Below are 20,360 nucleotides of genomic sequence, written 5' to 3' on the forward strand. Positions count from 1 at the left end.
TTCACTTTATTGTAATGCTTGCATCAGATTTTGCAAGTTTCGTTCCATAAGGGTCAAGTATGACTCGCCCGCCTTCTCCTGATCGGACGTCAAACCTTCCATTGGATTAAGAACAAGCGTCTCGACGTCCGCCTCATCGGCAAGCGTCTTAGCTAAGCTATCGGATACGAGCTCCTCGAAGAAAATGACGCTCACATCGTTTTCTTCCACGAACTTTGTTATCTCCAGCAGGTCTTGCGCGCGCGGCTCGGCTTCCGGGCTTAATCCCATAATCGCTACCTGATTCAAGCCGTAATCTCTTGCCAAATAACCGAAAGCTTGGTGGGATACGACGATATCCTTCTTGCTCGCGCCTGCGAGCTCGGACGTATACTCTTCATCAATCGCTACGAGCTTATCTTGAAGCGCTGCGAAGTTTTGCTCGTAATCGGCTTTATGACTCTCGTCTGCTTCAACTAAACTGTTTTTTATATTTTCCGCCAATACAAGAGCGGATTTCGGGCTTACCCATGTATGAGGGTCCATGCCTTCATGGTCATGACCCTCTTCTCCTTCGTGTTCCTCTTCGCCCTCGTGCACCTCTTCGCCTTCATGCTCTTGCTCGGCTTCTTCCGCATGAATCAAGGCGATGCCCTCGCTCATTTCCTTCACCGCTACCCCGCTATCCTTGGACAACCCTTTCTGGAAATCTTCGACCCAGCCTTCTAGACCTGCGCCATGATAAAGGAAAAGATTCGCATTCGAGGCAGTGCTCAGATCTCGGCTCTTTGGCGTCCAGTCATGCGGTTCGACGCCCGCGGCTACAAGGTTAACAACGCTCACATGCTCGCCGCCGATCTCCTTCGCCAAGAAGTATAGCGGATAGAAGCTCGTAACGACGCTTAGCTTGCCGTCTTGCTCCGCATTGCCGCCCGTATTTGTATTGTTCGATTGATTGCCGCAAGCCGCGGTCAACAATGCGATTGTCGCAACCATGCTTATTGCTAAATATCGTATTCCTGTAGTTTTCGATCTCATCTTAGTAACACTCCATTTCTTCAACCTATGATGATAGCCAGCTGTCTTACTCTTGCAAACTCCCTCAATCTTAATCGTAATCGTTATGATTACGTTTTGTATTATACGACGGCAGCGATGGGCTGTCAATGATAAATATGTAACCAGATCCTAACGGTAAGCTTTCTTTCCTTCTTGTATTGACCCATTTGAACGTATTTATAATGACACGGCAAAGAGGCCGACCCCTTCGCAAATCGTTGGGAATCAGCCTCTTCGTATTAGTCTTGCGGCATTTTACTTAACGATAGCGCCGTTCGGCATATCGTCTGGTACCGTTGCCAGCGTCAATTGGTCGCCGTGCGAGGCAGCGAGTATCATGCCTTGCGACATTTCGCCGCGCAGCTTGACCGGCTTCAAGTTCGTCACGCATATGACTTTGCGGCCGACCATCTGCTCCGGCGTGTAGAACTTCGCAATGCCCGACACAACTTGACGCTGCTCGTACCCGAGGTCGAGCTGCAGCTTGAGCAGCTTATCGGCTTTCGCTACCGGCTCAGCCGCAATGACTTGAGCAACGCGCAGCTCCACCTTCGCAAAGTCGTCGATGGCGATTTCTTCCTTGGAATCAGCAGCAGGCTCCGATTTCTCTGCCTTTGCAGACGAATCCGACAATGCGGACGGTTCCGCCGGCTTGATGCCTCCGCCCATCGTTCCCGCAATATAAGCGGCTTCGTCCGCCATCTCGAGACGCGGAAATAGCGGCGTTCCCTTCGTTACGCGAGCGCCTTCGGCGATTACGCCGAACCGCTTCGCGCTTTCCCACGACGTCAATTCACCATCCGCAAGGCCCAGCTGGCGCCACATTTCGCGCGGCGCGTTCGTCAGGAACGGCTGCAGCACGATCGAGATGATACGGAGCGACTCGGCCAGATGGTTCATCACCGAACCAAGCTCGCCGACTTTCGCTTCGTCCTTTGCCAGCGCCCATGGCTGCGTCTCATCGATATATTTGTTCGTTCGACTGACGAATTGCCAGATTGCCGTCAACGCAACCGAGAACTCCATGCCTTCCATAGCCGCTTCCACTTGGGAGACGGTTTCGTTAGCCAGCTTCTCAAGAGACTCGTCGAATGCCGTAGGCACAAGATTCGTTGTTGGAATAACGCCGTCAAAATATTTGTCAATCATCGCGACTGTACGGTTCAGCAAGTTGCCGAGATCGTTCGCGAGGTCGAAGTTAATTCGTTCTATGAAGTTTTCCGGCGTGAACGCGCCGTCTGCTCCGAATGGCACTTCACGCAGCAAGTAATAGCGCAGCGCGTCAAGACCGTATCGATCGATGAGAACGACAGGATCGACAACATTGCCCTTGGATTTCGACATTTTGCCATCCTTCATTAGCAGCCAGCCATGCGCGAACACTTTCTTCGGCAACGGCAAATCAAGCGCCATCAACATAATCGGCCAATAAATCGTATGGAAACGAACGATTTCCTTGCTCATTAGATGAACGCTTGCCGGCCAATGCTTGCGGAACTTCTCGTCATTGTCCGTGTTGTAGCCTAGCGCCGTAATATAGTTGGACAACGCATCGATCCATACATAAATAACATGCTTCGGATCTCCCGGTACTTTAATGCCCCAATCGAAAGTCGTACGCGAGACGGCAAGGTCTTCAAGACCCGGCTTGATGAAGTTGTTGATCATCTCGTTCTTGCGCGATTCCGGTTGGATGAAGTCCGGGTGCTCTTCGTAATATTGCAGCAGTCGATCGGCATATTTGCTCATCCGGAAGAAGTAGCTTTCCTCCGTCACCCATTCCACCTCTTTGCCGCAATCCGGACATCTGCCCTCTTCAAGCTGGCGCTCCAGAAAAAACGATTCGCACGACGTACAGTACCAGCCCTCGTAAGTGCTCTTGTATATATCGTCCTGCTTCAAGAAACGGTCGAAAATTTGAGCAACGACTTGCTTGTGGCGCTCTTCCGTCGTCCGAATAAAGTCGTCATTCGTAATATCGAGCTTCTTCCACAGCTCCTTAATGCCGACGACGATGTCATCCACGAATTGCTGCGGCGTCTTGCCCTTCTCTTGCGCCTTGCGCTCGATCTTCTGACCGTGCTCGTCCGTTCCCGTCAAATACCAGACATCATAGCCGCGCAGCCTCTTATACCTTGCCATCGCATCGCCCGCAACCGTTGAGTAAGCGTGGCCGATATGCAGCTTATCGCTCGGATAATAAATCGGCGTCGTAATGTAAAAAGGTTCTTTCTTGGACATGGATCATTCGACCTCCCATATTGTTCTATAACTCGATGTGAACGCAAAAAACTCCCGTCCAACATGGGACGAGAGTATGAACTCACGCGGTACCACCCAAATTCCGTTCACGATTGCCGCAGCTTCTTTGCCGCGTTCATGAACGCTTCGTGTGCCGTCTGCTAATGACGGCTTGCCCTTAACGCCGGCGATGCGCCGCGATCTTACCCAGCATAGGGACTATGCTGCTGCTCGAAGGCGGGTCCTCCAGGACCATCTTCCAATAGATTCCTTTGCCGGCTTGCACCGTGATGACCGGCTCTCTGCGTAAGGAATGCCATTGTACTTATCCGTTCATGGGACGAATGGATTCAATTGCTTATACATAATTCTATTCCCAAGCGTAAGTGAAACTTATAAATTCTTATATGTTAAAATATACCGAAGCAAGGCCTTCCTTGTCAAGAAGACGCTCCGCCCTCGCCAGTCACCGGAGGAACGGGATCATAGCCTCCCGGGTGAAACGGGTGGCAGCGGCCAATTCTCTTGGCAGCGAGCCAAGCTCCTCTGGCGGGGCCATGCTTCTCGATCGCCTCAAGCGCGTACATGGAGCAGGTCGGATAGAAGCGGCACGACGGCGGCTTCATCGGCGAAATGACTTTGCGATAGAAGTGGATCGGCGCCTGAAGCGTTCTTCTCATGATCCGTCCGTTGCTCATTTATCGCTCGCTTGCGGCCGTTTCTTCCTGCACGCATTCCTTGCAATAGCCGAATACCTCGAACTTATGCTTCACGACACGGAAGTCATCGGGCACGGCCGTCTGCTCCATCGGGCAATACGTTATCGGATAAGTGTGCCCGCATTGCAGGCAGATCATGTGGTGATGATGGTCATGCTCTCTGCAGTGAAGCTTGAACTTTACGCCTTCCTCGAACATTACCTGCTCAAGCACGCCAAGCTCCTCCATGACGCGCAAATTTCGATAGACGGTATCGAAGCTGAGACCGGCATATGATTTTCCCATAAATTCATAGACTTCCTTAGGCGCCAAATAACCGGGGGACTCCGCGAACAGCTTGGCCAGCGTCTTCCTCTGATCCGTAATACGGAGACCTCGACTAGCCATGCTTTGTATAATTTCATCTATCGTATGCAATGTCTGTACCTCCGTTCGTAGAAAGTTGCTATCTTCATAATGCCGAAAAAAAAAGCTCTCGTCAATGAGAGCCTCTGCTTGCAACGTTCATCTATTGGCGCAAAACGACGAATTTCAGCCGTTCATTCGCATATTTATTAAGAAGCAGATCACCATGGCCATGAACATCGCAATGCCGATTATACCGAACAGCAGCCTTCTGCCGTTGCGCTTTGCGATCAATTCGCGGTCAGCCGGTTGCAGAACCGCTTCTTTATAAGCGCGGTGCATGAACAAGTAAACGACTACGGAAGTAACGAACAAGATATTGGCGATAAACCACATAAGCGTCCAGAACAACGACTATTCCTCCAGTGAAGATGGCTACAGCACAAACCATTCGTTTAATATGTACATGAATACGCCGAAACTAACGACAGCGCCGCCGAAGCAGAACCAACCTGTACGGAATTTTTGCTGAAACATCCGCAGAATGCCGAAGCTAAGCAAGCCAAATATAAGCAATAAGAACACGATTCCCAATATGAATAACGAAGCGGATACGTCACTAACATCGACTAAAGACACAGGTTACACTCCTCTATAGACTAATATATACACGTCATTAGCCATTATAAAGGATAAGCAAGCCATTATCCAGCCGTAAACCCGGTCGATTTCGTGACAAAACAAGGAGCGCCGGTCAGCAGTTGCGCCCCTTGCACAATGCTTCATAGACCGTTACTCTACCAGACGATATACGATTCATGGTAAGAACGGTTGATCGGCCGCTTGCGAAGCTTCACATGAAGCACATCGTCCTTCACCTGCGCCTTGCATATTCGAGGCTTAACGAGCACCGGCAGCTTGACTGTTTCTTTGCTCCCTTTCGGCAAACCTTCGACCCGGACCCGGTCTTCGCGAATGAACAGCCTTACCTGCTCCCGGACCGTATCTTTCGGTAAATTTATTTTTACGACAACGAAATTCTCCGTCTCGGAAACCGCGGCCGACTTCGACCCGGTTATCGCGCCTGCAGCTTCTGGGAGTGCCTTCGTCATCAGCTTCCTTACATATTGCTCCACCCAATCCGGCTCCTTGAGTATTTCGAACCCTTTCGGGAGCTGCTGCCCTTCCATCCATTTCTCGATTTCATTCCATTTGGACGCCATACGCACACCTGCCTCCCAGCACTACTTACAGCATATGCGCCCACTACATCTATCGATACTCCCGGGCGAACCGTTCAGGGCGAACGCCAAGTCAATGGGCGGGTAACGTATAGGCGAATGCCGCATAAGATATAGAATCAGTCAGGCCAGAAGGAACGATTCTTAGAAAAGGGTGAACCTTATGCCAGCAGTCGTAGGTTTTGTGAAAATCGTCAGCGTAGGCTCAAGCTCGATCGTTCAATTCGGCGATACCGTGCAAGTGTCGCCCAGCAGCAGCTCCAAAACGTATGCAGGCTCGGGCTCCTTCCTAACGGGAAGCCTTACGAATTCCAACAATGCGGTCAGCGCGACGAACACGCTTGATCCGGATGTGCAGGACAATACGAACAACGAGGTCGCCTCGGGAGTTAACGTCATATGAGCTGGACGATCCATCAGCATATTACGATCAATTGTATGCGCATCGACACTATATCGAACAGCTCAGTCCTGCAGGTAGGCAGCGCAGGCTCCATCCGATCGCTTTCCCAACTTTACAATACAGGAGGCTTTACGAGCCCCGCTCCACAGCTCGGATCGGAAAATCCGCTATCCTTCGTACCGCTCCCGAATCCGTCCTAATCGAAGGGAAATGAACCGTTACGACAGGAGGTTGATCGTATGCAACAGCAAGGCCCGTTGTCTCCCTGGCAAGCATGGGCGCATGACGTGATGCATAAGCTAACCGCCCAGCAAGCGATAATCGAGAGGATGGAGAAGCAGATTGCCGATCTTTGCGAGCAGGTCAAGCAGCTAGAGTCGAGGCCTGCCTACCATATCGACAGCATCGAATACCATTTCGACCAATTGAAGGTCGAGAAGCTCGACGGTACGCTCAATATCGGCATGACCGCGCCCGGAAGCGGCGGCGATCAATTTCCAGGCTCGATCGATCAACTTTCCGTACCGGCTCCTGAGGTGTTCCCGTCGGCCGCTCCTGCTGTTGCGCCGCACTCCCCGTTGTACAACGAAATTCATACGAACATGAACCGTTATCTCGATACGGATGCGGCCGAGAGACTCATCGCAATAGAAAGCGATCTTTGCATCCCGCTTGATCCGTATCACCGAAGAATCATTCTTAATGATATTAAGAAGCAAATGCCAACCCGTATCCATTATTATATGCAGCAAACGAGTAGCGGCGGTAATGAAGTTGAAACGCCGAGGACGAACGAGAATCAAGGCGAAGTCGTTCTTGCCAAAGCCATTCGAGATGCGGACGCAGCGATGCTGGCGTACATGAAGCAGCTACAAAGCGGCCAACCGCCATCAGGAGGTACAGTCTAGATGATTCAATTTAAAGTCGTCAATCACGCGCTCACCGTCGGTCAGATCGAAATTCTCGGCGTGTCGAGCGCCTCGATGTTCCAAATCGGGGACACCGATTACGTTACCTTGAACTCGATGTTCGATACGCCGCCGGAATCGGTCATCGTAGGTCCCATGGCCCCGCTCCCCCTCCCGGGAGGGGGACAGGAAGAAGGTCCGGCTAATGCAGAATAAGTTATATCCAGACGATACGCACCCGATTCGTACGGCGCGGATCGGAGCCGTATGCCTCATCGACGTCTCCTCATCTGGTACTGTCCAATTCGGCGATCGCGGCGAGACGAATGCCAAACTCCGTGCAATTGCCTTGCAGCGCCAAGAAGATCATACAACGGCAGGCGACGTTTTCTACGAATCGTATCGCATCTTCGACCGGGATTTGCCGGAACTCGTCGATCCGGAATACGCGGACGGACAAGGCGTCCATATCGAGCGGGTGAACGCCGATCCGTTCATTACCGTCGGCTATATTCATGTGACGGCTACGGGAGCGGCTTCCAGCTTGCTTTGCGGCAACTGCATGCGAGTTAACTCGGAATCGCGAATTATGCATATTCGGCAATACCCTCGTCCGCGCCCTATTCCCGGTGCTTTCTGCTGAACGATATTTTACGTTTTGCGCTCGGGCGTATTTTAAGACCTGGAACAAGAACATTAAGGCATCTCCTTATTGAGATGCCTTGTTTACTTTAATGAGTCAACCGTTACTCGCATAAACATATGGCAATAACCTAAGCAAAGGATGAAGCGAACAATGGATACGAACCCGCTTCTGCAGAAGATAGAACTGTTATCAGGCGAGCTGCTGCGGCTGCAATCGCCAGACGGCGCTTGGCGTTTCTGCTTCGACGACGGTGTTAAGACCGACAGCTATATGATCATCCTGTTGCGGATGCTGAACCGCTCGGATGAACCATTCATCCGCTCCTTGGCGATTCGCATTGCTTCCGAGCAGCAGCCGGATGGTTCTTGGAAGCTCTATCACGACGAGCAAGGCGGCAATCTGGACGCTACGGCCGAAGCTTGTTATGCGCTGCTCTACTCCGGTTTCTACAGCCCTATCGATGCCCCGATGGTCAATGCCAAGAAATATATTCGCAGCCGCGGAGGCTTGGCTGAAGTAAAATCACTGCTTACGCAAGTCATGTTGTCCGCATCGGGACAAGCGGAATGGCCGAACGCCTTGCGCGTGCCTTTGCCCTTCCTGTTCGGCGAAAACCCTTTGTTCGATCTATTCTCCTTATCGGGTCATGCCAGAGTCCATCTCGTCCCGACGGCCATTATGGCGAACAAACATTTTGCAAGACGCGCGCCAAACGCTCCGGATCTGTCCGATTGGTTCTTGGACGGCAATCTGGCTTTCAAAAACGATCCTGCGATCTTCGCGGCATTATCCGTTCTATTCGATACGGTTGCCCATACCGGTTTGTTCACGGAAGACTCGAATGAAGCATGGAGGAACGCAGAGCAGTTCATGCTGGATCGGCTGGAACCAAACGGTACGCTGCTCACCTTCTCGACGGCAACGATGCTTATGATTATGGCGTTGCTCGCACTAGGCTACGATGATCGTTCACCGTTGATAAACCGGCTGCTGGCAGGCATCCGCTCGCTCCTATGCCGGGATCGCCCCCATATACAAGTCGCTTCCGCGGAAGTATGGGATACGGCGATGCTCAGCTACGCGCTGCGCGAAGCCGGACTCCCTCCCTCGAGCTTCGCCCTTCGCAATGCCTCAGCTTATTTGAAGGCGAGACAACAAACAAAGCTGGCCGACTGGGCGATCCGCAATCCAGACACGCCGCCTGGAGGCTGGGGCTTCTCCGACGTCAACACGTTATACCCTGACGTTGATGATAGCACGGCTTCGCTTCGCTCCCTGCTTCCATATGTATCGGAATCGGACTCCGCGCCAGCGTTGAATATTGAAGATTCGCAAGCTGCATGGCAGAGGGGGCTTAACTGGGTGTTGTCGATGCGCAACGACGACGGCGGCTGGCCTGCTTTTGAACGGCAAGGCAGTACGATCCCGCCAAGCTTCCTGAACTTCGAAGGCGCGGCGGACATTGCCGTCGATCCGTCGACCGTTGACTTAACGGCTCGAACGCTTTATTTTCTAGGCAAAGAGCTTCAAATGACGTCTTCGGTAAGCTGGCTTGAGGACTCGGTCCGTTACGTGCTTTCGCAGCAGCAGAAGGATGGCAGCTGGTACGGACGCTGGGGAATCGCTTATATTCATGGCACCGGCGCTGCCCTTCAAGGACTAACGGCTATCGGCGTCGCCGACGACCATCCTGCTGTCCGCAAAGCAACTGCTTGGCTGCTCGGCATTCAGAATCCGGACGGCGGCTGGGGTGAATCCTGTCTAAGCGACGAAGTAAAGCACTACGTTCCGCTGCGAGCAAGCACGCCTTCCCAGACGGCATGGGCGCTCGACGGATTAATAGCCGTCTCGCCGAAGCCAACGCCGGCAATCGAGCGCGGCATATCGGCATTGCTGCAATCGCTTGATCGGCGCGATTGGACATACACATACCCGACAGGAGCAGGCCTGCCGGGCAGCATCTACGTTCATTATGCGAGCAATAACTATATATGGCCTCTCCTAACGCTTACGTCCTACGTCAATAAATACGGCGACAATTAACAAACCGGCCCTTAGGCTACATCCATTTTTTCTGGAAAGCGGTTATTTCCGCATATTCTTCCGTCAGCAAGCGCGACAATCGAACGTAGATCGGCATGATCTCTGCATAGATAGCGGCATTTTGTTTATTAGGCTGATGGACATGCGAGCCTCCTACCATCTCGGATACGACTTGCAGAGAGGACACCTCGCCTAAGCTGTACAACCCGAGAATGGCGGCGCCAAGGCATGAGCTCTCGATACTCTCCGGCACCTGCAGCTCTTGATCGAATATATCGGACATCATCTGACGCCACAGCTCGGAGCGGGCGAAGCCGCCTGTCGCTTGAATGCTGGACGGCTTGCCGATCAGCTCCTCAAGCGCCATTAAGACCGTATGCAAGTTATAGATGACGCCTTCCAGCGCGGCGCGAACGAGATGACCCGTCTTATGATGCAGGCCTAGACCGAAGTAAGAGCCTCGTGCATTCGCATCCCATAACGGCGCTCTTTCTCCGGACAGATATGGATGGAAAATCAAACCGTCAGAGCCTGCGCCCACTTTGGCGGCCAGCTCCGTAAGAAGCTCATAAGCATCAACGCCGCGCCGCTTCGCTTCTTCTACCTGTTCCGAACCGATCTGATCGCGAACCCAACGGAAAATCATTCCCCCGTTATTGACCGGACCTCCGATCACCCACAGGTCATCCGCCAGCGCATAGCAGAACGTTCGCCCTAGTGGATCTGTAACCGGTTTGTTCGTTACGGCCCGAATCGCTCCGCTCGTTCCGATCGTGACGGCAACGGAGCCCGGTTTAATGGCATTGACGCCAAGATTGGACAATACGCCATCGCTAGCGCCAACGATGAACGGCGTCGTAGGGAGCAGGTTCATCCGCTGCGCATAGCCGTCATTCAATCCTTCAAGCTTATATGTCGTCGGAACCGGCGTGGACAGCCGATCCGCTTGTACGCCGGCAACGCGCAGCGCCTCCAAATCCCACTGCAGCAGCTCCAGATTGAACATTCCGGTCGCCGAAGCAATCGAGTGATCGACGACGTATTCTCCGAATAGCTTCAAGAATACGTATTCCTTAATCGAAATGAATTTATAAGTGCTATCGAACAATTCCTTCTCGTCATGACTCAGCCAGGTCAGCTTGGATAGCGGCGACATCGGATGGATCGGCGTGCCTGTCCGCAAGTAGATGTCATGACCGTTCATTTCGTTTTTGATTTTATTCGTCCATTCCGCGCTGCGATTGTCGGCCCAAGTGATGCAGCGCGTGATCGGCAAGCCAGCTTCGTCAACGGCAATAACGCTGTGCATGGCCGAGCTGAAAGAGACGCACGCCACTTCGCCGGCATGTATGCCCGCTTTTGCCACCGCTTGTCCGATCGTCTCGATAACCGCATTGAAAATTTGCTCGGGGTCTTGCTCTGCGATAGCCGGAGACGGCGAATAAAGCGGATACTCGATGCCGTGACTCGCTACGATTGCCCCCTTCTTCGTGAATAAAACGGATTTCGTGCTTGTTGTTCCTATATCAACGCCGATCATGTATTTCGTATTCATCCTAATAGGTCCTCTCCCTTATAAACTCCTTAAGCCGCGCCATATTACCATCTATAACCTTACATGGGTTTATGCGCTTGCGCAACTTTTCTACGCCGACTTGATAGATAATTGGTTTATCGATTAGCGGATTATGGTATACTTCTCAACAAAACACCGCAACGAGAAGGGAAATCCGCCATGGCGCAAAATATGCTCGGGAAAATCCGTTCCTATCAAACGAGGTTCAGCGAGAAAGAAAAGAAAATCGCCGGTTATATATTAGAAAATCCCGAAAAAATCATACATAGTACCATTAGCGAAGTGGCTGACGATCTGCATGTCGCCGAAGCAACCGTGTTTCGTTTCTGCAAGCATATCGGATATAAGGGCTATCAAGCGATGAAGATCGCGCTCGCCTCGGAGATTATGACGCCCGCCCAACAAGTCTACGAAGAAATCAACGAGTCCGATGACGAAAAAACGATAGCCGAGAAAATTTTTAAATCGAATATACGCACGCTGGAGAATACGTACCAGTTGCTGGACGGCGAGGCGTTCCGCAAGGCCGTGGAGCTGCTGTCCCAAGCGAAAAACATTTACTTTTACGGCATTGGCGGTTCCTCTGTTATCGCCATGGATGCCGTCCATAAGTTCTACCGCTGCGGCAAGCAGGCGTTCGCCTTCACGGATGCCCACTTCCAGCTCATGTCCGCTTCGCAGCTCGATAAGAACGATGTCGCCGTCATCCTCTCCCATTCCGGAACGAATAGGGACACGCTGCGCATCCTGAAGACGGCTAGCGATAACGGCGCAAGAACGATCGGCATTACCGGATTCCCGAAGTCTTCGATCAGCCAGAACGTCGATGTTGCGCTGCATACAAGCTCCGAGGAAACGGAATACCGCTCCGAGGCGCTGGCCTCCCGTATCGGTCAACTAAGCTTAATCGATGCCTTGTATGTGAACGTGTTGATTGCGAATAAAGACATCGCCAAGCAATCGCTGGAGAAGATTCGCCAGGCCATATCGGAAACGCGTCTATAATGAAAACAAGCTGCCCGTCGCAATATGCGCGGGCAGCTTGTATTTCGTTACGTGAATACCTATTGATCCCGCAGCGCCTTATACTTCGCCGCGTACTTGCTGACGCTCTGCACGAAGGTCGCATGCGACCAGGTAAGCGGCGCGACGGACAACGGCGTTCCGTCGTAAGGATTCAACTGCTCCGGCAGCAGGCCGCTCTGCAGCGCATGATCGGTTACCCATTGGAGCGTCCGCTTGGCGTCTTCCAGCTCTTCGAACGACTTCGCCGAGTCGATCTCGAAGTTGGCCACCCAAAGCGTACAGATGATCCACGGGTTGCCCGGCACTTTGTCGATCTCGCCGGATTGCTGAAAGTAATAGTCGTTCGTATAACGGGCAATGCCGCCGATCTCCGTCTTGATCTTCAGCCCTTCCTTAATCGACAGCATCGTCTTCACGACCCGCTCGTCGTCCACCGGCAGCACGCCGAATTCGAGGATGCCGAACAAGCTGCTCTCCAGCGTCATATCCTTCACCCATCGGTTGTCCTTCTGAATGAGACCGCGCGCGAACCGTCCGCTCTCCTCGTCCCATAAGTGAGTAATCATGCCGTGCTTGATCGATTGCGCAGTATTCTTGTAATGATCGCTGCGTTCGTAATCGCCGAACAGCTCCGTAAAGAACGCGGCTGCCATAAGGCCGCCGTATACGGAAGCAGCGGTATACGTCCATATGCCGTAGCGCTCCTCCCATAAATCGTAGCTGGGCTTAGGGAGCGACAACGAATGCTCTACATATTGGCTTAAGAAAGAGGCCGCTTTGCGAATCAGGTTGCTATAGAGCGATTGCGGCAATTCGATCACTTGATTCCTTGTATAATCTTGCCACAAAGCGAACAAAACAAGCGCCGTCTCGTCCTCTTGAATGGGCAATCGTCTGCTGCCTTGCACGATATACGGATGCCAGCTGGAGCCGACCGTTCCGTCCGGATTGTACTTATGATACAAGTACCCTTCCGGAGACAGCGCCTGCGCGCAGAAGTGGAAGAACGGCGCGATTACGCTCTGGTACCCGGCCATCGACATCGCGTCGGCAATAAGCGCGCCGTCACGCGGCCACATGTAGCTATAGTGGTCGCGGTTGTATTGCAAAATATCGGTGTCGTTCGCAGCCAGAATCGCGCCTCGCTCATCGACCTGCGTTCTTACGAGCAGCAAGCTGTGCTTGAACATCTTTACGACATCATGGGGCAGATCGCCAAGGTCGGTCTCCGCGCGGCGCAGCCAATGTTTCCAATAAATAACCATCCGGCTTAACAGCTTCTCCGGGTGATTCTCGTGGACGTATTGGTTAAGTTCCTTGACTTCCTCTAGATTTTTGCCGATGGACATCCAATAAAAGACCGACTTCTCGCTGCCGCCGTTTACTACCGTTCGGAAGCTGATCGTGCTGTCAACCGAGCCTTGGGCAATCGAATTGCCCATCAGAACGCCGTCCTCCGCGTCCCGCCATGTGCCTTCGGCGGATTGGAATCGTTTGATGCCGGTTGAATATTGCATCATGCCGCCTTCATCGGAGAAGCCGTTGAACATAAAATAATTAGACCTTTTATAATGGTACAACGTATGATTTTCCGGATAATAGACCGCTGTATCGCCAACCTCCGAGCCATCGATCATCAGATCCTGATGAAAGAACAGGCGCACTTCCCTCGTATCGTTCATTTTGTTGCGAATAACGACGCGCTTAATATAGATACACTCCCGCTGATGGATACCGTCGTTGATTTGCAGCTCGATGCCAAGGCCTTCATGCCTGGCAATGACGTTCGTAACGAGCGAATCTTCAATATAATCGAGTTCGAACTGCCATTCCGGTTCGTCGAGCCAACTGAACTTGCCCTCCACCCAGATGCCGAATCGGCAGTATTGACCGCCTACATGATTGAGTTGTCCTACAAAGGGATAATAGATATCCCTGATGTAGCAATGCTGATCGAGGTTTAGCAGCATCTTTCCGTTGCCGATTACTAGATGACGGGCCATAGTTCTTGCTCCTTTCGATGCGGAATAAGGTCGGAATACAACGATAAATACGCTTTGGCGGAACGGTTCCAGCTATAGTCCTCTTTGGCTCCATTGGCTACAATCCGCTTCCAATGCTCCTCGTCGCGATACATCGCAAGCGCTCTGCGAACGGTATGCATGTAGTCATGCGCATTATAATTCGTGAAGCTGAAGCCGTTGCCTTCGCCTGAATATTCGTTGTAGGCCTGGACGGTATCCTTCAATCCGCCGGTTTCGCGAACGATCGGGACCGTTCGGTAACGGAGCGCTATGAGCTGGCTTAAGCCGCAAGGCTCGAATTGCGAAGGCATCGCGAACAGATCGGCCCCCGCGTAGATCAGACGAGCCAGCCCGTCGTCATAACCGATCCACACCGCGGCCTTACTAGGGTAACGGGCTGCAATGTCATTGAAGAATCTTTCATAACGCTCATCGCCCGCTCCGAGCACGACGAACTGAATATCGTCCCTAAGCAACTCGTCCAGCGTTGCCATAATAAGCTCGAAGCCCTTCTGCTCCACAAGCCTCGATACGATGCCGATCACCGGTACGCTCTCGGATTGCGGCAGCCCAAGCCTGCGCTGCAGCTCCAGCTTGTTCTTATGCTTGCGGCTGATCGAGCTGCGATACGGCGTATGAAGCGCCATATCGTTCATCGGATCGAAAGCCTGCACATCGATTCCGTTAACGATGCCGACGAGATCCCCGGACCGATAACGCAGCAATGAATCAAGCCGCTCGCCGAAATATTCCGTCTGTATTTCCTGCGCGTACGTACCGCTAACCGTCGTCAGCTTATCCGCATAGACGAGTCCGCCCTTCATGCAGCTTGCCGCCCCATGGAATTCAAGACCGTCCGCGCAGAACACATCATCGCCCGCACCGAGCAAGTCCTTAAGCAGATCAATGCCGAATAATCCTTGATATTTCAAGTTATGAATCGTGAATACCGACTTCGCATACGCCCATGCTGGGTCGAAAGCGTATCGCGTTCGAAGCAGGAATGGAATAAGTCCCGTCTGCCAATCATGGCAATGAACGATATCGGGACGGAATTCCATGTAGCCGACAGCCTCCATAACGGCGAAGCAGAAGAAGACGAATCGTTCCGCGTCGTCTCCGTAACCATATAAACCTCTGCGCTTAAAGTAGAACTCGTTATCGATCAAATAGTAGGTTACGCCATCCAAAACTCCTTTGAACAATCCGCAATGCTGGTTGCGCCATCCGAAGGACACCGTAAAATGATCGATGAATTCGAAGTGCTCAAGCAGGGCTGACGGAATTTGCTCATATTTCGGCAGCACGACTCGTACGTCTGCGCCTCTGGCATTCAATGCTTTGGGCAGCGCTCCCGCAACATCGGCCAAGCCGCCGGTCTTAGCCAGCGGCACGGCTTCAGAGGTTGCGAACAATATATTCACGGGCCTCTCTCCTCCTATGCGGCTATCTTCCGCTTCCGCGGCAGCCTTATATAATCTTTCTTTTGCCCGCTAGAAACGGAGAGCTCTCTACCCCCCGAATATCGCGGGAAGACGCTACCTCTACGTCCTTATCCAATATGCTGTGGGAGATGAAGCTGTTCTCTCCGATAATGCCGTTCTGCATGACGATGCTGTTGCTAATGACCGCTCCCTTGCGAACGTGAACGCCGCGGAACAGAATGCTGCCCGTTACCGTCCCTTCAATCCGGCAGCCGTTCGCAACAAGCGAATTGCTTACTTTAGAGCTTTCCAAATACCGGGCGGGAGGTTCATCCTTCACCTTCGTATAGATCGATCCCGGCCGAAAGAAAAGCTCCTTCCACACTTCAGGCTTTAATAGATTCATATTGTTATGATAATAGCTCGCCAGCGTGTTAACGACACCCAAGTAGCCTTCATATAAATACCCTTGCACATGAAGCTTATCCAGTCTGGAAAATATCGCATGCCGAACGAGATGATCCTGCCCTTGCGCCAGCGACGTCTCGACGAGCTCCATGAGCAGCTCCTTGCGCATAATATACATTTCCATCGAATGTATGTCGCTTACCAATCGTCCGAAATGATCTTGAATCGCCGTAATTCTGCCCTCTTCATCCATTTTCACCTTGCGTGCTTTGCCTAAGATAGGCTCGGCTTGCTGCTTGCAAATGACGGTAATATCGGCAGCATGCTCCAGATGCGCCTGGATCACCGGCTCGAAGTCGATATTGCATACCATATGGCTGCGCGTAATGACCACGAATTCAAGCGGCGCGCGGTTGAAATAATCGCGATGCTGATAAAAGTGATACAGATCGCCGCGGCTAATTTCTTGGATATCGTCTGTCGCGGGCGGCAGCACGAACAAGCCGCTTTGGCGGTGGTTCAAGTCCCAGGGCTTGCCTGAACCCAAGTGATCCATGAGTGATCGATACTTCGTATGTGCGAATACGGCAACCTTCGAGATACCGGAATTGACCATGCTGGACAATGCAAAGTCGATTAACCGGTAGCGTCCGCCGAACGGAACCGTTGCAAGGCAGCGCCCTTGCGTCAAGCGGTCGAGCTCATCCGTCTCATGGATTAGATTGATAACGCCCATTACTTTGTGCTTCATGAATGCTCCACCTCCTGCAGCATATGATCGTTCGTCACGTATTGGTCTACCGCCACGATCGTAATCGCCTCGTCATCCGGCGAGCCGATTGTCACGCCGGCTTGTATGACCGCGCCTTCGCCGATGATCGCACGGTGAATACTGGCCCCTTCACCGATACGGACGTTAGGCATAATGACCGATTCCGTAATCGTGCTGCCCTTGGCGGCATTGACCCCGTAGAACAGCACCGATCGATGGACCTTGCCCTCCAGCATGCAACCTTCCGTAATAAGAGATGCCGAGATTTCTGCAGATACGCCTACGTGGTGGCCCGGCTGATGCGGGCTGACGGAATAAATCCGCCACGAGGAATCGTTCAGCGTCAGAGGCGGCTCGTCGGCGAGCAGATCCATATTCGCTTCCCATAAGCTATCGATGGTGCCGACATCCTTCCAGTAGCCTTTGAACGGATAAGTGAACATCTTCTTGCCGTCCCGCATCATGGAAGGAATGAGATCCTTGCCGAAATCATGACTCGAACTGCGGTTGGCTTCATCGTAGATCAAGTACTTCTGCAGCTCGGACCAAGTGAATATATAGACACCCATCGATGCAATATTGCTCTTAGGCGTTTTTGGCTTCTCTTCAAAAGCGGTAATGCGGTCCTCATCGTCCACATGCATGAGACCGAACCGGCTAGCTTCGCTCCAATCCACCTCGATGCCCGCGATGGTCACATCCGCTCCGCAGCGCTTGTGGTGGTCAAGCATAAGCTCATAGTCCATTTTATAAATATGGTCGCCCGATATGATGAGCACATATTCGGGATTATAACGTTCGATAAAAGACATGTTCTGATAGATTGCGTTGGCCGTTCCCGTATACCAGACGCCACCCTTTTGCTTCACATAAGGCGGCAGGATCGCCATCCCGCCGTCTCTCCGGTCAAGCCCCCACGGACTGCCGATGCCCAAATACCTGTTCAGTTCAAGCGGCTGATATTGCGTCAATACGCCAACGGTATCAATGCCCGAATGAGCGCAATTGCTTAAAGTGAAGTCAATAATGCGGTATTTACCGCCGAAATATACGGCTGGCTTAGCCAAATCTTTTGTCAATACGCCAAGCCTCTTACCTTCACCGCCCGCGAGAAGCATAGCGATCATTTCTTTTCGGCCCATGGACACCAACTCCTTCTTAATGTGTGTTCCCCGGATCTAAGGTGAGCAACATAAAGGTGAAAGGGGGTAAATGAAGCAAAATGCTTTGATTGTGCCCGTGCCAAGCGATAGGTTGGCTGCAGTAGCTAGGCGGTCTGTCTGAAACCGTTCCTCCATATTGCTTTTCATTGCTATGCATTAAAGAGCGGTAATTGCCCCGCTCTGGAACACCGATGCGGTATTGACCGTAATCATTGGCCGAGAAATTAGCGATGATAACGGTGAACGTGCCATTGCCGCGGCGGATGAAAGAGATGACGGATTGATTGGCATTATTCACGTCGATCCACTCGAAGCATTCCGGCTCGCGATCCCGTTCCCACAAGGAAGACTCGTCGACGTAAACATGGTTCAAATCCTTAACATAACGGTGCATGCCGCGATGAGAGTCATACTCCAGTACCATCCAGTCCAGCATGTCGCTGTCTTTCCATTCGTCGAACTGTCCCCATTCGCTGCCCATAAATAACAGCTTCTTGCCTGGATGAGTCATCCAGAAACCGTAGAACAGGCGTAATTGGGCGAATTTTTGCTCGTAAGAGCCGGGCATTTTGTTAAGCAAGGAACGTTTGCCGTGTACAACTTCATCGTGTGATAGCGGAAGAACGTAATTTTCCGAGAAAGCGTAAAGGAGTGAGAATGTAATAAGATGGTGGTGGTGCGGGCGATCAGCCGGATCAAGCGCCATATAGCGCAGCATGTCATTCATCCAGCCCATATTCCATTTGAAATTGAATCCGAGGCCGCCTTTGTAGGTAGGCGAGGTGACGGCAGGCCAAGCGGAAGAATCCTCTGCTAGCATAAGCGTGTCGGGGTAGTAATGAAACACCGTTTCATTAAGTTTCTTCAAGAAGCGAAGCGCATCCAGGTTGTCGGCACCGCCAAGCCAGTTGTAGGTGTGCATCTCAGGCGGTTTGTCCATATGTAGGTTAATCATGCTTGCAACGGCATCCACGCGAAGTCCGTCGATATGGAACACGTCCATCCAGAAAACCGCGTTGGAAATAAGGAAGCTCACGACCTCGTTGCGGCTAAAATCAAAAGCCAACGTGCCCCATAGCGGCTTCTCGGCGCGATTGGGATCCGCACCTTCGAAGATCGGCGTGCCGTCGAATTGACGCAAGCCGTGGTCGTCCTTGCAGAAGTGGCCGGGCACCCAGTCTAATATAACGCCTAAGCCATGCGCATGACAGGCGTCAACGAAACGCATGAGTCCCTTTGGCGTACCATATCGACTTGTCGCACTGTAAAAACCGGTAATTTGGTAGCCCCAGGATTGGTCGAGCGGATGCTCGGACAATGGCATTAGTTCAATATGAGTATATCCCATATCGGCTGCGTACGGAACTAACGATTCCGCTAATTCCTCGTACGTGTAGAAGTGTTCTTTTCCTTTGATCTTCCAGGAACCGGCATGCGCCTCGTAGATGAGCAATGCATTCGTATAGGGGGATTTGTTGCGTTTGCTTGCTTGCCACGCTTCATCCTGCCAAGCATAACCGTGCAGACTCGTAACGATTGAAGCTGTGTTCGGACGTCTCTCTGAATAGAAGGCGTACGGATCGGCTTTCCTAATATAAGCGCCGGATTGCGTCAGCAACTCATATTTGTAAATCTCGCCTTCTCCGATATACGCGACAAACAAGGCGAATATGCCCGTCGAGCCGATTCGATCCATCTTGTGCCGGCTTCCATCCCAGTCGTTGAAGCTTCCGATTACGCGGACTTCAACTGCATGGGGTGCCCATACGGCAAAGCGGACGCCATGGGTTCCATCAAGGCTGATCGGATGCGCGCCCATAAAACGGTAGCTGTGATGGGAGCTGCCTTCATTAAACAAATACAATTGTTCATGGCATAAACCGTTTGGAACCGTTTGAACCATCCGCCTCTCCACCCTTCTGGATGTCATTTGCGAGTCAAATAGGTTTAGTTATCCATATTATACATCCTTTTATGCAAATTTACAGTCCGTTTTCATAGTTTACGACAAACCGGTAGCTTTATTTCCGTACAGATGCACGATGCATTATTTTAATTAAACCGAGGTCATCACGCGCTGGATGTAGTAATGCTTTGAGCAATATCCTTTAGTTACCGCTTCCTTCGCGCAATTCACCCATTTGCAATCCGCTATAGCCTTGACTCGGCGTGGTCTGACGATCGATGGATCCCCGTGCCTCATTAGTCTCTGATGGTGCATGGCGCACAACCCTCTTGCTTTTATCGACTTTGTACAATCTTCCATGTTGCAAATATCCATTCGTAGTCTCCCCTTTGTACGAGTCAAGCGTGTGCAACTTATAATGCATTGTTTTATGTAAAAAAATATGTACGATCTCTCTCTGTTCATTCATCTTATCGA

Annotated in this window: 20 protein-coding genes; 7 read left to right on the forward strand and 13 right to left on the reverse strand. The window is 51.9% G+C overall.

The annotated features are described in order from the left end of the window. Nucleotides 1-6: 6 nt before the first annotated feature. The 7 genes from J2T14_RS02300 to J2T14_RS02330 form a co-directional block, all read right to left on the reverse strand. Complete coding sequence (locus J2T14_RS02300; RefSeq protein WP_307467327.1) at nt 7-1,017, reverse strand: metal ABC transporter solute-binding protein, Zn/Mn family; 1,011 nt, start codon at nt 1,015-1,017, stop codon at nt 7-9. Between the two features lie 276 nt (nt 1,018-1,293). Continuing rightward, on the reverse strand, nt 1,294-3,279 hold the full coding sequence (gene metG, locus J2T14_RS02305; protein ID WP_307467329.1) for a methionine--tRNA ligase: 1,986 nt from the start codon (nt 3,277-3,279) through the stop codon (nt 1,294-1,296). Nucleotides 3,280-3,719: 440 nt separating this feature from the next. Next, nucleotides 3,720-3,959 (reverse strand): membrane protein insertion efficiency factor YidD, encoded by a 240-nt coding sequence (gene yidD, locus J2T14_RS02310; protein ID WP_373458102.1) that lies wholly within the window; start codon nt 3,957-3,959, stop codon nt 3,720-3,722. 18 nt (nt 3,960-3,977) lie between these two features. Next, nucleotides 3,978-4,415 (reverse strand): Fur family transcriptional regulator, encoded by a 438-nt coding sequence (locus J2T14_RS02315; RefSeq protein ID WP_307201812.1) that lies wholly within the window; start codon nt 4,413-4,415, stop codon nt 3,978-3,980. Nucleotides 4,416-4,529: 114 nt separating this feature from the next. After that, entirely contained in the window at nt 4,530-4,754 is a 225-nt protein-coding gene (locus J2T14_RS02320) for a hypothetical protein (protein ID WP_307201813.1), read from the reverse strand. 24 nt (nt 4,755-4,778) lie between these two features. Next, complete coding sequence (locus tag J2T14_RS02325; RefSeq protein ID WP_307201814.1) at nt 4,779-4,982, reverse strand: hypothetical protein; 204 nt, start codon at nt 4,980-4,982, stop codon at nt 4,779-4,781. A gap of 158 nt (nt 4,983-5,140) precedes the next feature. Then, the gene (locus J2T14_RS02330; RefSeq protein ID WP_307201815.1) at nt 5,141-5,566 is read right to left on the reverse strand and encodes an Hsp20/alpha crystallin family protein; all 426 of its coding nucleotides are present in this window, start codon (nt 5,564-5,566) and stop codon (nt 5,141-5,143) included. Nucleotides 5,567-5,747: 181 nt separating this feature from the next. Here J2T14_RS02330 and J2T14_RS02335 point away from each other — a divergent pair, with 181 nt between their 5' ends. From J2T14_RS02335 to J2T14_RS02360, 6 genes are all read left to right on the forward strand, one after another. Further along, nucleotides 5,748-5,987 carry a spore germination protein gene (locus tag J2T14_RS02335; protein ID WP_307201816.1) on the forward strand — a complete coding sequence of 80 codons (240 nt, stop codon included), beginning with the start codon at nt 5,748-5,750 and terminating at the stop codon, nt 5,985-5,987. Then, nucleotides 5,984-6,187, forward strand: a complete 204-nt coding sequence (locus tag J2T14_RS02340; protein WP_307201817.1) for a spore germination protein GerPB — start codon at nt 5,984-5,986, stop codon at nt 6,185-6,187. The genes J2T14_RS02335 and J2T14_RS02340 overlap by 4 nt, the downstream gene beginning before the upstream one ends. 39 nt (nt 6,188-6,226) lie before the next feature. Continuing rightward, a complete protein-coding gene (gene gerPC / locus J2T14_RS02345; RefSeq protein WP_307201818.1) occupies nt 6,227-6,895 on the forward strand; it encodes a spore germination protein GerPC in 669 nt (222 codons plus the stop codon). Beyond that, nucleotides 6,896-7,111: a hypothetical protein gene (locus J2T14_RS02350; RefSeq protein WP_373458092.1), complete on the forward strand. Its 216-nt coding sequence runs from the start codon at nt 6,896-6,898 to the stop codon at nt 7,109-7,111. Next, nucleotides 7,101-7,538, forward strand: coding sequence for a spore germination protein GerPE (locus J2T14_RS02355; protein WP_307467332.1), 438 nt, complete (start codon nt 7,101-7,103; stop codon nt 7,536-7,538). Before J2T14_RS02350 ends, J2T14_RS02355 begins: the two co-directional genes overlap by 11 nt. 153 nt (nt 7,539-7,691) lie before the next feature. After that, a complete protein-coding gene (locus J2T14_RS02360) occupies nt 7,692-9,584 on the forward strand; it encodes a prenyltransferase/squalene oxidase repeat-containing protein (RefSeq protein ID WP_307467335.1) in 1,893 nt (630 codons plus the stop codon). Nucleotides 9,585-9,600: 16 nt separating this feature from the next. Here the strand turns inward: J2T14_RS02360 and gntK are convergent, their stop codons facing one another. After that, on the reverse strand, nt 9,601-11,139 hold the full coding sequence (gene gntK / locus J2T14_RS02365; RefSeq protein WP_307467338.1) for a gluconokinase: 1,539 nt from the start codon (nt 11,137-11,139) through the stop codon (nt 9,601-9,603). Between the two features lie 180 nt (nt 11,140-11,319). On the opposite strand from gntK, the gene J2T14_RS02370 reads away from it, so the two are divergent. Next, the gene (locus J2T14_RS02370) at nt 11,320-12,165 is read left to right on the forward strand and encodes a MurR/RpiR family transcriptional regulator (protein ID WP_307467340.1); all 846 of its coding nucleotides are present in this window, start codon (nt 11,320-11,322) and stop codon (nt 12,163-12,165) included. A 59-nt stretch (nt 12,166-12,224) separates the two neighbouring features. On the opposite strand, the gene J2T14_RS02375 is transcribed toward J2T14_RS02370, so the two are convergent. The 5 genes from J2T14_RS02375 to glgB are packed head-to-tail and all read right to left on the reverse strand — an operon-like array spanning nt 12,225 to nt 19,880. Beyond that, nucleotides 12,225-14,189, reverse strand: a complete 1,965-nt coding sequence (locus J2T14_RS02375) for a glycoside hydrolase family 15 protein (protein WP_307467341.1) — start codon at nt 14,187-14,189, stop codon at nt 12,225-12,227. Further along, nucleotides 14,174-15,634: a glycogen synthase GlgA gene (gene glgA, locus J2T14_RS02380; protein ID WP_307467343.1), complete on the reverse strand. Its 1,461-nt coding sequence runs from the start codon at nt 15,632-15,634 to the stop codon at nt 14,174-14,176. Before glgA ends, J2T14_RS02375 begins: the two co-directional genes overlap by 16 nt. A 46-nt stretch (nt 15,635-15,680) precedes the next feature. Further along, nucleotides 15,681-16,793: a glucose-1-phosphate adenylyltransferase subunit GlgD gene (glgD, locus tag J2T14_RS02385; RefSeq protein ID WP_307467346.1), complete on the reverse strand. Its 1,113-nt coding sequence runs from the start codon at nt 16,791-16,793 to the stop codon at nt 15,681-15,683. Next, entirely contained in the window at nt 16,790-17,956 is a 1,167-nt protein-coding gene (locus J2T14_RS02390; protein WP_307201826.1) for a glucose-1-phosphate adenylyltransferase, read from the reverse strand. Before J2T14_RS02390 ends, glgD begins: the two co-directional genes overlap by 4 nt. A 16-nt stretch (nt 17,957-17,972) precedes the next feature. Next, on the reverse strand, nt 17,973-19,880 hold the full coding sequence (gene glgB, locus J2T14_RS02395; protein WP_307467349.1) for a 1,4-alpha-glucan branching protein GlgB: 1,908 nt from the start codon (nt 19,878-19,880) through the stop codon (nt 17,973-17,975). Nucleotides 19,881-20,360: the final 480 nt, after the last annotated feature.

It is taken from the genome of Paenibacillus harenae, from assembly GCF_030812415.1.
Lineage (GTDB): Bacteria > Bacillota > Bacilli > Paenibacillales > Paenibacillaceae > Pristimantibacillus > Pristimantibacillus harenae_A.